Source organism: Salinimonas iocasae (genome assembly GCF_006228385.1).
In the GTDB taxonomy this organism is placed as follows: domain Bacteria; phylum Pseudomonadota; class Gammaproteobacteria; order Enterobacterales; family Alteromonadaceae; genus Alteromonas; species Alteromonas iocasae.
Map to the genome: position 1 here is coordinate 2,716,137 of NZ_CP039852.1, position 12,390 is coordinate 2,728,526.

Below are 12,390 nucleotides of genomic sequence, written 5' to 3' on the forward strand. Positions count from 1 at the left end.
TTTTTAGTGAATCTCCCGTTCTTCACTGCATTAAAAACCCGGCTTGTGCCGGGTTCTTTTTTTCTATTCGCTTTTCTGCTTTTCAGCCGTTTCTTTAATGAGTGGCTGTAACTCGTTTTGCTGAAACATCTCAATAATAATGTCACAGCCGCCTACCAGCTCACCATCTACCCACAATTGTGGAAACGTTGGCCAGTTAGCATATTTAGGCAACTCAGCACGGATATCCGGATTTTGCAGGATATCAACATACGCAAACTGTTCACCGCAGGACATCAGCGCCTGAGCAGCCTGAGCGGAAAACCCGCAACTTGGCAATTTAGGCGAGCCTTTCATATAAAGAAGAATCGGGTTCTCTGCTATCTGCTCTTTAATTTTTTCAACTGTTGATTCAGGGGTTGTACCTTCCATTAAATCCTCGCTTTCGGTGACGTTTGCCTGAGTATATGGGCATCACGGGTCTGCCTTTCAAGGTGCCAGATAATATCATATTCAACGGGCCGCATCATAGCCGACTCACGGTGGTAACTTTTTATGAAATGCGCGTTGTGAGGTGATCTGAAAGGATTGGCGCAGCCTATGAGAAACATATTGAGCGATTAACCCTTTCACCACCGACATTGTTACTGCGACCGGATTTGAGAAAATTCAAAATTTTTGTCATTGGGTTATCAAAATTCGCCCTTATATTTTTGGTTAGTTAAGACCGTTGCAGGTTGATAGCGTGTGGCTTTTAGAGACCCACCTGCTGACCAGCAAACATTATCACCAACATGGAGACTCGTAATGGCTTTTGAATTACCAGCATTACCCTATGAAAAGAATGCACTGGAACCTCATATTTCTGCTGAGACGCTGGAATACCACTATGGTAAACACCACGCGACTTACGTATCCAAGCTGAACGGCCTGGTCGAAGGTACAGAAAACGAAAACAAGAGCCTTGAGGAGATTATCAAATCTTCAAGTGGTGGCTTGTTCAACAATGCAGCGCAGGTCTGGAACCACACATTTTACTGGAATGGCCTGAGCCCTAACGGTGGCGGTGAACCAAGCGGTGAACTAGCAGACGCGATTAACGCAAAATGGGGCTCATTCGCGGATTTCCAGGCTGCTTTTAATGACAAGGCAACAGGCAACTTCGGTTCAGGCTGGACATGGCTGGTTAAAACATCAGACGGTTCACTGGATATCGTGAACACTGATGATGCGGAAACGCCTATTTCTGGTAGCGAGCATACTCCGCTACTGACTGCGGATGTTTGGGAACATGCTTATTACATCGATTACCGTAATGCGCGTCCTAAGTATCTTGAAAACTTCTGGGCTGTCGTAAACTGGAATTTTGTAGCAGATAACTTCGCTAAATAAGCAAAATACTTATCTTGCTGACTCAAGCCCGCCATCGTGCGGGCTTTTATATATCCAAAAACCTATGTAAAAAGCTTAATAATCGACCATTACTGTTCAAAAAAAGTTCAGTTTTTCATAGAACATTTCTTTTCTGACTATTCCTAAAAAAATTCAAAAAAAATTTCGATTTTAGAAATACCGACTAAGCTGAAAGTATGGGGAGCCGTTTTCTGACTTAGAGGTACTCATGGGTATTTTCGAACATTACCAGCAACGCTACGAAGAGAGAAAGCAGGAAGAGTTTACGATTCAGGAATTTCTTGAGATATGTAAATCTGATCCGATGGCCTATGCTAACTCTGCTGAGCGTTTACTTCAGGCTATTGGCGAGCCTGAAATGATTGACACATCTAACGACCCGGCACTCAGCCGTCTTTTCTCCAATCGCATTATTGCCAGATATCCGGCATTCAGCGAGTTCTATGGTATGGAAGAGTCCATTGAACAGATTGTTTCCTACCTGCGCCACGCTGCACAGGGCTTAGAAGAGAAAAAGCAAATTCTCTACTTACTCGGTCCCGTTGGCGGTGGTAAATCATCGCTGGCTGAGCGACTTAAAGAGCTCATGCAAAAAGTCCCTATCTATATGCTTAAAGGCTCGCCGGTAAACGACCACCCTTTCTGCCTGTTTGATATCAATGAAGATGGCAATATTCTTGAGCAGGAATACGGCATCCCGAAACGGTATTTAAAAACCATTATGTCCCCCTGGGTCAGAAAGCGTCTGCATGAAGCAGGTGGCGATATTACCCAGTTTAAAGTGGTGCGCGTTTACCCTTCTATTCTGGACCAAACTGCTATCGCGAAAACAGAGCCTGGTGACGAGAATAATCAGGATATCTCATCATTGGTGGGTAAAGTCGATATTCGACGACTCGAGCAGTATGCGCAGAATGATCCTGACGCCTACAGTTATTCCGGGTCACTGTGCAAGGCTAATCAGGGACTGATGGAGTTTGTTGAGATGTTCAAAGCGCCAATCAAGGTGCTTCATCCCCTGTTAACTGCCACCCAGGAAGGAAATTACAATCCCACTGAGGGGTTTTCTGCCCTGCCCTTTGATGGCCTGATATTGGCCCACTCAAATGAGTCTGAGTGGCAATCATTCAGAAACAACAAAAACAATGAGGCATTTCTTGATCGCGTTTACATCGTGAAAGTCCCGTACTGCCTCCGTGTTACTGAAGAGATGAAAATCTACAGGAAGTTGCTGGATCACAGCGAATTAAACGGTGCCCCATGTGCCCCTGACACTTTAGAATGCTTAGCGCAGTTCACGGTGCTGTCTCGTCTTAAATCACCTGAAAACTCCAGTATCTATTCAAAGATGCGGGTTTACGACGGTGAAAGTCTTAAAGATACCGACCCGAAAGCAAAATCCTATCAGGAATATCGTGACTATGCCGGTGTCGATGAAGGCATGGAAGGGTTATCCACCCGCTTTGCGTTTAAAATTTTATCCAGAGTGTTTAACTTTGACCATCAGGAAGTCGCAGCTAATCCGGTTCACCTGTTCTACGTGTTGGAAAGACAGATCGAGCGCGAACAGTTTCCCCAGGAAACAGCCGATCGCTATCGGGAGTTTCTGAAAGGCTATCTGATTCCCCGCTATGTCGAGTTTATCGGCAAGGAAATTCAGACTGCGTATCTGGAATCATATTCAGAATATGGCCAGAACCTGTTCGACCGCTATGTCACCTATGCTGATTTCTGGATCCAGGATCAGGAATACAGAGATCCGGAGACTGGCCAGCTGTTTGACCGTGAGTCGCTCAATGCGGAGCTTGAAAAAACCGAGAAACCGGCAGGTATCAGCAATCCTAAAGATTTTCGTAACGAAATTGTCAACTTTGTCCTTCGTGCCCGAGCCAATAATGGTGGCAAAAATCCGGCATGGACGAGTTATGAAAAACTTCGCACGGTTATTGAGAAGAAAATGTTCTCAAATACAGAAGATTTGTTGCCGGTTATTTCGTTCAACACGAAAGGCTCAACCGAAGACAAGAAAAAACATGATGATTTTGTTAATCGCATGACAGAGAAAGGCTATACGCAGAAGCAGGTTCGCTTACTGTGCGAATGGTATCTAAGAGTGCGTAAAGCGTCTTAACAACATGTTCTTTGTCTGCAGTCAGAGTAGGTGCTTATGGCGCATTTTATAGACCGGCGATTAAACAGCAAAGGGAAGAGCACCGTCAATCGTCAACGCTTTCTGCGTCGTTACAAACAGCAGATTAAAAAAGCGGTGTCAGATGCAGTAGGAAGTCGTTCCGTTACCGATTTGGAGAGCGGTGAGCAGGTCAGTATCCCAACCCGGGATATCTCTGAGCCCGTTTTTCATACCGGTAAAGGTGGTCGCCGTGAAGCCGTGCATCCGGGAAACGACCAGTTTGTCACCGGCGACCGCATAGACCGCCCGCCGCAGGGTCAGGGCGGACCAGGTGACGGCGATGCCAGTGACAGCGGCGAGGGTCAGGATGACTTTGTATTTTCGATTTCCAAAGATGAGTACCTGGATTTACTCTTTGATGATTTGGCACTGCCCAATCTTCAGAAAACGCAATTCGATAAAGTTGTCGATTACGAAACTTATCGTGCCGGGTATCAGACCGATGGCGTGCCCAGCAATCTTGATATTGTTCGTTCACTTAAAGGCTCCGTTGCAAGACGTATCGCGCTAACAGGCGCCGATCGCAAGAAGCTGCGTGAGTTAGAAGAGGAATTAACTGCATTAAAAGCAGATAAACATGAAAACACGCTGGCTATCATTGCGCTGGAAAAAGACATAGAGGCGTTGCGCAAAAAGATTGCTGGTGTGCCATTTATAGATACCTTTGACCTGCGTTTTAAAAATTACGATAAACGTCCTGTCCCCACCAGCAAGGCAGTCATGTTCTGTTTGATGGATGTGTCCGGTTCCATGGACCAGGCCACCAAAGACATGGCCAAACGATTCTATATCTTGCTGTATCTCTTTTTAACCAGAACGTATGAAAATGTTGAGGTTGTCTATATTCGTCATCACACGCAGGCAAAAGAAGTCGATGAGCATGAGTTTTTTTACTCTCAGGAAACGGGTGGCACCATTGTGTCCAGTGCTTTAAGGCTAATGGATGAGATTGTTAAAGCCCGTTACAGTGATGCGAACTGGAATATCTACGCTGCACAGGCTTCAGATGGCGATAACTGGGCTGACGACTCACCGTATTGCAAAGACCTGCTGCTAAACAGCCTGCTTCCTGTCACCCGCTACTTTGCGTACATTGAGATTACAGAACGACAGCATCAGAGCTTGTGGCGAGAGTATCAGGGCGTAGAGGCAGTATCAGATAATTTTGTTTGTAAACATGTTCAGTCTGTATCAGACATTTATCCGGTCTTTCGTGAACTGTTTTCACGCACTGAACAAACGGCAGAATCAGGAGGCTGACATGGGAAGTGCTGAGCAAAAGTATACAGTGCCATTGAGTGACGGGCCTGACTGGACCTTTGACTTAATTGAACAATATGAATACCACATTGACAGAATCGCTAAAGATTTCCGCCTGGATATTTATCCCAATCAGATTGAAGTAATTACCGCTGAACAAATGATGGATGCCTATGCCAGTATCGGGATGCCGATTAATTATACGCACTGGTCATTTGGCAAAAAGTTTATTCAGACAGAGCAGCAATATCGCCGTGGTCAAATGGGCCTGGCGTACGAGATAGTTATCAATTCTAACCCCTGCATCGCGTATCTGATGGAGGAAAACACCATTACTATGCAGGCGCTGGTCATGGCGCACGCCTGTTACGGACACAACTCATTTTTCAAAGGTAACTATTTGTTTCAGACATGGACAGATGCTGATTCAATTATTGATTATCTGGTTTTTGCTAAAAATTACATTTCTAAATGCGAACAAAAGCATGGTGAGAAAGAAGTAGAGGATATTCTCGACTCTTGCCACGCACTGATGAACTATGGCGTGGACAGGTATAAACGTCCGCAAAAGATTTCATTACAGGAAGAGCGTAACCGTCAAAAGCAACGGGAAAAATATCTGCAGTCACAGGTAAATGAGTTATGGCGGACGCTACCCGATAGTAAAGCCAGTGTAGAGCCTCAGGCCATTCGCTTCCCCGAGGAGCCACAGGAAAACCTGCTTTATTTCATTGAGAAAAATGCGCCGTTACTGGAGCCGTGGCAAAGAGAACTGGTACGGATTGTCAGAAAGGTTTCTCAGTACTTTTATCCGCAAAAACAAACACAGGTTATGAATGAGGGCTGGGCGTGTTTCTGGCACTATCATATTCTCACGCAGCTTTACGACGATGGACTGGTAACAGACCGTTTTATGATGGAGTTTTTGCACAGTCATACCAGTGTCGTGATGCAACCGGAATACAACAGCCCCTATTATTCCGGCATTAACCCCTACGCGCTGGGGTTCAATATGTTCATGGATATTAAGCGGATTTGTCAGAATCCTACTGATGAAGACCGTTATTATTTACCAGATATCGCAGGTAAAGACTGGTTGGAGACCGTTCATTTTGCCATGCAGAACTTTAAGGATGAAAGCTTTATCAGTCAGTTTCTTTCACCCAAACTAATACGCGATTTCAAATTGTTCGCCGTTGAGGATGACGCTCAGAATCCGTTTATCAGTGTGAGTGCCATACATGATGAATCCGGCTATCGGGCGATAAAGGAAAAACTTTCAGCGCAATACAACCTGAGCAACAACGAGCCAAATATTCAGATTTACAATGTGGATGTACGTGGCGATCGCTCACTGACATTGCGCTACATTCCGCAAAACGGTATTCCACTGGCAGAGTCTAAAGAAGAGGTAATGCGACACCTGAACAGGCTATGGAAGTTCAATGTCAGGCTGGAACAGGAAATGGAAAACGGCGAAGTGGAAATTATCGCTGCATGCACTAAAAAAGCGAAGGTCGCTTAACCTTCGCTTCCTTCTTCGCATACTACCGCAAGGTGCGTACCCTTATGACTAACATGCAACCGGCTTCCCCCCTGAGGACAATAGTCTGAAATGTCGAGCCATGGTTGCCACGCTGGCGCAGTGGTGTCTGCAGACTCTGCGGTGTGGTTGGCTTGCCGGTTAGGCATTTCACTGACTACAGGCTCGCGAAAATCCCACGCCAGAATAACATTATCAACAATTGTCAGCGCCTTAGCACCTGGTGTCCAGGCCATGTAATACGCACTTTCTGGTAGCGTTACCAGTAAGCTTGACTGGCGGGCCTCCGGGTCGTAACTCATGAGTGTCCAGGGCTGATTTTCCGGCTCCGGGTTTTTGGTGTAGCTGAAAAGCGTGGTATCAGGAATTTTCCAAAGACTTGGACCAATATTTTTATCCAGTACTTCAGGTTTCCTGTCACGGCCAAGTCGCTGCAGTGTATGAGGCTCTCCAAGTACGAATACTAATGCCTCATCGTTGTTTATCCACGCATGATAGCCTATCGGCTCAACATCGCTGAATTTGTGTCCCCTGCCTCCATCAAACAGCCAAAGCCACTGTTTTTGCTTTTTATCAACCAGTATGGTTGAAAAACCATCGGCTTCGGGCATCGGTGTTGGTGAATATTCGGAGGTGGCGGTATAGGTCAGATTCCGGTGATACTGATTGACCAGGTTGTATTCCATAACATCGGTTTGAGAAGCTGAGCCAGCATCAAACTGTTGCGTGTAATACAGCTTCTGACCGCGGCTGAAAAAGTGGGGCTGGTTAGTGTATGAGTCAGTGTCAGTAATTTTACGGGCCTGCTCAATACTTGGCTTATTGTTTTCATAGCTAAGACTGAATAGCCATAAGTTTGAAGCCGAACTTGCCGGTGCAGATGTTAGCGATATCGCCGTGAAAATGACGCCGCTCAGAGCAAAATTTTTCATTGAATTCCCACCAGTCAGTATCCGCTATCCATGTTTTTCGGGCGCACTAACAATAGCACCAGCGCACCGGCCAGACAACTTAAGGCAGCGATGGCAAAGGTGGTATAACTGTTGGTGCCGTCCTGCCACAACTGACCAGCCCCGAAATTACCGAATGCACCACCGAATCCGAAGGCGATCCCGATATACAATGCCTGCCCGCGCCCATGATATTGAGCCGGTAAATAATGATGAATAAAATGTACCGATGTAGCGTGGTTTAAACCGAAGCTCAGGGCGTGAATCAGTTGCGTCACTACCACTATCCAGCCAATATCAGCCCACCCTGCCAGTGCGTACCAGCGTACAGCGGTAAGTAAAAGACAAAGCATCAATAGTAACCACACGCCAAACTGTCGGATGAGGCGCTGCGCAATTAAAAAGATGCCGACTTCAGCCAACACACCCAGCGCAATAAGCAAACCTGTCTGCTGACCAGAATAGTTCAGGTCGCGCATATACAATGCAAAAAAACCATAATATGGCCCAAAACTGATTTGCAGTAGTGTGGCGCTGATCATGAAGATCAGAAATGGGCGCGTTGATATACACCGCCAGAGACTTCCGGAGACCTCATTAAAATTTGTTTTAAGTGCCGGCTGGGTTAAAAAAAGCGAGCTTAAAAATAATAATGAAAGAATGAGTATACTGGCATAAACCGGCAATTCGGTAGAAGTAAGATCAAGACCTTTGCCAACGCCCACAGTCAAAATGATAAACCCGATACTGCCCCATAGCCGTATCTGCCCGTAGCTTGTGTTGGTCGGTGATACCGATTTCATTGTAATTACTTCCAGCTGCGGAAGTACTGCGGTCCAGAACATCATCATTAGACCGAATGCGAGGGTAAGCCCCCAAAAGCCGGTTACGAAAAATACTAACCCGAAGCACAGGGCGCTAAGCAAGCAGCCTAGTCGCAATATCTGAAGTGCTTTTCCGGTTCTGTCTGCCAGTCCGGCCCATATCGACGGTCCGATGATCCGCGATAATGTAATAACGGCAAATAGATTACCAATATCAGCAGAACTAAAACCCCGGCCATCCAGAAAAATGCCCAGATAAGGAACCAAAACACCGAGTTGCCCAAAGTAAAGCCAGTAAGTAACAGCCAGTAAAATAAGATTGGTTCGGGTGTGGGCTTTACCCTCACCCGATAACGCATTAACAGGCACCGTTATTTATTTGCAGTGATATCGGGTGTCTGACTGGTGGATACCGGGTTTTGCGCCCGCTGTCTCAGGCAATGGTCCATCAATGTTATAGCCAGCATCGCTTCGGCAATGGGTACAGCACGTATTCCCACGCAGGGATCGTGTCGTCCCTTTGTGACAACGTCGATTTCGTTTCCATCAATATCGATAGTTTTACCCGGTACCGAAATACTGGAAGTGGGCTTTAACGCCATGTGTACGATAAGCTCCTGACCGCTTGAAATACCGCCGAGTACACCGCCTGCATGATTAGAGCTAAATCCCTGCGGTGTAAGCGGATCACGGTGCTCACTGCCTTTTTGCTCGATGACACCGAATCCGTCTCCAATCTCTACACCTTTTACCGCATTGATACCCATCATGGCGCTGGCGATATCAGCATCCAGACGATCAAAGACAGGCTCACCCCAACCCGCCGGCATGTTGGTCGCCACAACAGACACTTTCGCCCCTATTGAGTCACCGCTTTTTTTCAGCTCTCGCATGTAGGTATCTAGCGCATCAAGCTTACTCTCATCCGGACAGAAAAAAGGGTTTGTATTGGTAATACTGTGGTCAACCTTCTCAATTTTGACAGGGCCAAGTTGAGACAGATAGCCATGAATCTGAATACCAAACTCCTGGCTGAGATATTTTTTTGCAATAGCGCCAGCCGCCACTCTGACCGCCGTTTCGCGAGCGGATGAGCGTCCCCCGCCACGATAATCCCGAGTTCCGTATTTTTGCTGATAGGTATAATCAGCATGACCTGGCCGGAATCTGTCTTTAATATTGGAGTAATCCTGGCTTCGCTGGTCCTTATTGTTAATCAGCAAACCAATACTGGTGCCGGTTGTCTGGCCCTCAAACACACCAGATAAAATCTGTACCGCATCATCTTCGCGACGTGCTGTAGTATAGCGTGAGGTACCTGGCTTTCGCCGATCCAAATCAACCTGAAGATCAGCCTCACACAGGTCCATTCCGGGAGGACAGCCATCAACCACACCGCCTATTGCGATACCGTGACTCTCACCAAAGGTGGTGACTGTAAAAAGTTTTCCGAAGCTGTTTCCTGACATAAATTATTGCCCACCCTGCATGTTCCAGTATTCCACCAGTGTTTCTTTTTGAACGGCAAAAATGCCGTGACCACCATGCTCAAAGGTCAGCCATTGTACATCAAGACCTGCAAACCGCTGTGCCATATGTACTTCACTATTTCCTACCTCAACAAACATCCATCCGCCATCATTCAGATGATTGACGCCCTGCTTAAGTAATACCTCAACAAGATCCAGCCCATCGTTGCCTGCAGCAAGGGCGAGCTCCGGTTCATGATGGTACTCTTCGGGCAGATCCGCCATATCCTGGGCATCAACATAGGGCGGATTCGACACGATCAGGTCATAGCGCTGTCCCTGCAAGTTACTGAACAAGTCAGATTCAATGGGATAAACCCGCTCACTGAGCTGATGCTCCTGTATATTTTCGTCAGCCACCGCTAACGCGTCGGAGGAAATATCTACCGCATCCACATGCGCCTCTTCAAACGCATAGGCCAAAGCTATTGCGATACAGCCCCCACCGGTGCACATATCCAGAATCATGGCGGGCGACTCTGAAAGATGATCACTAAATCGCTTTTGAATCAGCTCTGCAAAAGGTGAACGCGGAATTAATACACGCTCATCAACGTAAAACGGTAAGCCGCAAAACCAGGCTTCATGGGTAATATAAGGAAGCGGCATTCTGGTTTGAACACGCTTTAATACCAGCTCTGCCACTTTTTCCCGCTCACTTTTCGTCAGCTTGGCAGCGAAAAGTCCTTCACCGGTGTGAGTGAGCATACTCTGAGGTAAGTGCAGACCATAAAGAACAAGCGAGACAGCTTCATCCCATGGATTATCTGTACCATGACCGAAATATAACTCTGCATCATTAAATCGGCTCACTGACCAGCGCACCATATCCAGTATCGTGTGTAAATCGTTTATGGCTTCGTCGAGATAAATCTTGTCAGTCATGCTGCCTCAGGTACATCCAGTTAGGGAAAACTGGTATCATACCCAAGAATAAGCGGCGCGCCCATGCCTAATTTAATGGGTAATGTCCCCTAATCAGGATAGCTGCGAAGAGGTATTGCCGGAGAAATCGCGCATGACTACAAATAAGCCGGACCAGGACAGCGACGACTACAACTTGTTTCGCCAGGCATTTGGCAGTGTTAAGCCACTAAAGCAGGATAAAGTTGCCCCAGACCGCAAGGAAAAGCTGAAGGCAAAGTCTCGGGTTAATACAAAAAGCACCAGGCAGGAACGACAAGTCACCGCCTCATTCGCGTTTTCAGATATCTATCAGGCGGTATTACCAGACACCGGGCCTATGCGTTACTGTCGTGAAGACGTATCCACTCATTTGCTTAAGCAATTACGCCGCGGCGATTATTCACCGGACCTGATTCTGGATCTGCATGGCCTCAACCGCGAGGCGGCAAAACATGAGCTTAGTGCGCTGCTTCACACTGCGCACAAGCAACTGATCGATTGTGTTGCCATCGTTCACGGCATCGGCTCAGGTGTACTGAAAACCGCGCTTCCACACCTGCTCATACAGCACCCCCACGTGATGGCGTTTCATCAGGCCCCTCTTGAACATGGCGGACAGGGCGCCCTGTTAGTACTGGTAGAGACGACGGAGCCTGACTTCAACCCATTTCGCTGACAGCGTGCCTATTCTTCTTCCCGTGTATTATGAATAATCAGGTAAGTATAATAGCCCATCAATCCTACAATCAGTCCGATTCCCAATAGTGATCCCCATACTACCGGGTCGTGCAACATTGATACAAGCATACGTTTCTCCATAGAGGTGTTTCATAAGTAAGTATGCAATGGATGGCGAATTAGCGTACTGATCGAAATCAATAATCTCGTGTATCTAGCGGAATAAGTCACTATTGATCTTATTTGGCAATAACTATCGAGGTAGTAAGTTTGGGATATCCGGCAGACGGAAATTAAAGAGGAAGGGTGTTAGCACGGTTAATTGCACGTACAAAAAACAATTCACAATATTTTATTGCAAATAATTCTCATTTGCACTAACCTGTAATTGCCTGTTCGACGTTAGGTGATTAACGGTCTTGGCTTAGCGTCGGTGTTGGACGGGTGTGTGGTGCGCCCGTCCAACCTTTTCACGAAAACAGCTTCCAGAACCAGCTCTTATCCAGATCTTCCTGACAGCTCTTGAGCTGAGTGGCGTAACGAAGTGAGCGCGATTTCACTTTTGCTGCGACCTTTTTCAACCACGGCTTGCGGTTGTAAGATTTTCTTTTATACCCACCCCATCCTTCGTGGTAATTAAGGTACTGACTATAGGCATCCCATTTTGACGATCCATTTATCTTATACGACTTGTAGATAAACCAACCCATAAAGTCCATGGCATCATCAAAATCATCACGATCTGCCCAGCTATTGCCGGTCTCTTTTATATAGTCTCCCCAGGTTATGGTTTTTGCCTGTGAGTACCCATATGCAGAACTTACTCGTCCCCATGGGATAAGTCCGAAAAATACATAATCTTTAGGGGGCAGTGCATCATGTCGAAAGGAGCTTTCCTGAAACATCATCGCCATTGGCACATGGATAGGCACGCCCCACTTATCGCGGGTGTCGACTGCAGCGTCATACCAGTCTTCTTTTTCGTAAAAAATTTCGCAGAGGTTGCTTGCATTTTTAGGGGGAGCGGTAGCACAGCCAGTCAAAAAAACTGATAGAAAGGCAAGTGGCCAAAAAAAACTGTGAACTCGTTTGAACTTTTTCAACATCGGGTGTCCAA

At 46.6% G+C, this 12,390-nt stretch carries 12 protein-coding genes; 5 read left to right on the forward strand and 7 right to left on the reverse strand.

The annotated features are described in order from the left end of the window. Nucleotides 1–63: 63 nt before the first annotated feature. Entirely contained in the window at nt 64–411 is a 348-nt protein-coding gene (locus tag FBQ74_RS12045) for a Grx4 family monothiol glutaredoxin (protein WP_139756896.1), read from the reverse strand. A 375-nt stretch (nt 412–786) separates the two neighbouring features. Between FBQ74_RS12045 and FBQ74_RS12050 the strand changes: the two genes are divergently transcribed. The 4 genes from FBQ74_RS12050 (at nt 787) to FBQ74_RS12065 (ending at nt 6,368) form a co-directional block, all read left to right on the forward strand. Then, nucleotides 787–1,371, forward strand: a complete 585-nt coding sequence (locus tag FBQ74_RS12050; protein WP_139756897.1) for a Fe-Mn family superoxide dismutase — start codon at nt 787–789, stop codon at nt 1,369–1,371. Nucleotides 1,372–1,600: 229 nt separating this feature from the next. After that, the gene (locus tag FBQ74_RS12055; protein WP_139756898.1) at nt 1,601–3,523 is read left to right on the forward strand and encodes a PrkA family serine protein kinase; all 1,923 of its coding nucleotides are present in this window, start codon (nt 1,601–1,603) and stop codon (nt 3,521–3,523) included. Nucleotides 3,524–3,559: 36 nt separating this feature from the next. Further along, nucleotides 3,560–4,843, forward strand: a complete 1,284-nt coding sequence (locus tag FBQ74_RS12060) for a YeaH/YhbH family protein (protein WP_139756899.1) — start codon at nt 3,560–3,562, stop codon at nt 4,841–4,843. Between the two features lies 1 nt (nt 4,844). Then, the gene (locus tag FBQ74_RS12065) at nt 4,845–6,368 is read left to right on the forward strand and encodes a SpoVR family protein (protein WP_139756900.1); all 1,524 of its coding nucleotides are present in this window, start codon (nt 4,845–4,847) and stop codon (nt 6,366–6,368) included. Here FBQ74_RS12065 and FBQ74_RS12070 read toward each other — a convergent pair. Genes FBQ74_RS12070 through prmB form a run of 4 tightly spaced genes read right to left on the reverse strand, consistent with a single transcriptional unit; the run spans nt 6,365 to nt 10,574 of the window. Then, nucleotides 6,365–7,318, reverse strand: a complete 954-nt coding sequence (locus FBQ74_RS12070) for a hypothetical protein (RefSeq protein WP_139756901.1) — start codon at nt 7,316–7,318, stop codon at nt 6,365–6,367. The two genes, FBQ74_RS12065 and FBQ74_RS12070, sit on opposite strands and share 4 nt — an antisense overlap. A 14-nt stretch (nt 7,319–7,332) precedes the next feature. After that, nucleotides 7,333–8,529 (reverse strand): MFS transporter, encoded by a 1,197-nt coding sequence (locus tag FBQ74_RS12075; RefSeq protein WP_139756902.1) that lies wholly within the window; start codon nt 8,527–8,529, stop codon nt 7,333–7,335. Nucleotides 8,530–8,531: 2 nt separating this feature from the next. Further along, entirely contained in the window at nt 8,532–9,629 is a 1,098-nt protein-coding gene (aroC, locus tag FBQ74_RS12080; RefSeq protein WP_139756903.1) for a chorismate synthase, read from the reverse strand. Nucleotides 9,630–9,632: 3 nt separating this feature from the next. Then, nucleotides 9,633–10,574 (reverse strand): 50S ribosomal protein L3 N(5)-glutamine methyltransferase, encoded by a 942-nt coding sequence (gene prmB, locus FBQ74_RS12085; protein WP_139756904.1) that lies wholly within the window; start codon nt 10,572–10,574, stop codon nt 9,633–9,635. 133 nt (nt 10,575–10,707) lie between these two features. On the opposite strand from prmB, the gene smrB reads away from it, so the two are divergent. After that, nucleotides 10,708–11,271, forward strand: coding sequence for an endonuclease SmrB (smrB, locus tag FBQ74_RS12090; protein ID WP_139756905.1), 564 nt, complete (start codon nt 10,708–10,710; stop codon nt 11,269–11,271). 8 nt (nt 11,272–11,279) lie between these two features. Here the strand turns inward: smrB and FBQ74_RS19255 are convergent, their stop codons facing one another. Next, nucleotides 11,280–11,402 (reverse strand): hypothetical protein, encoded by a 123-nt coding sequence (locus FBQ74_RS19255; protein ID WP_269750694.1) that lies wholly within the window; start codon nt 11,400–11,402, stop codon nt 11,280–11,282. Between the two features lie 341 nt (nt 11,403–11,743). Continuing rightward, nucleotides 11,744–12,379, reverse strand: a complete 636-nt coding sequence (locus tag FBQ74_RS12095) for a transglycosylase SLT domain-containing protein (RefSeq protein ID WP_139756906.1) — start codon at nt 12,377–12,379, stop codon at nt 11,744–11,746. Nucleotides 12,380–12,390 lie beyond the last annotated feature (11 nt).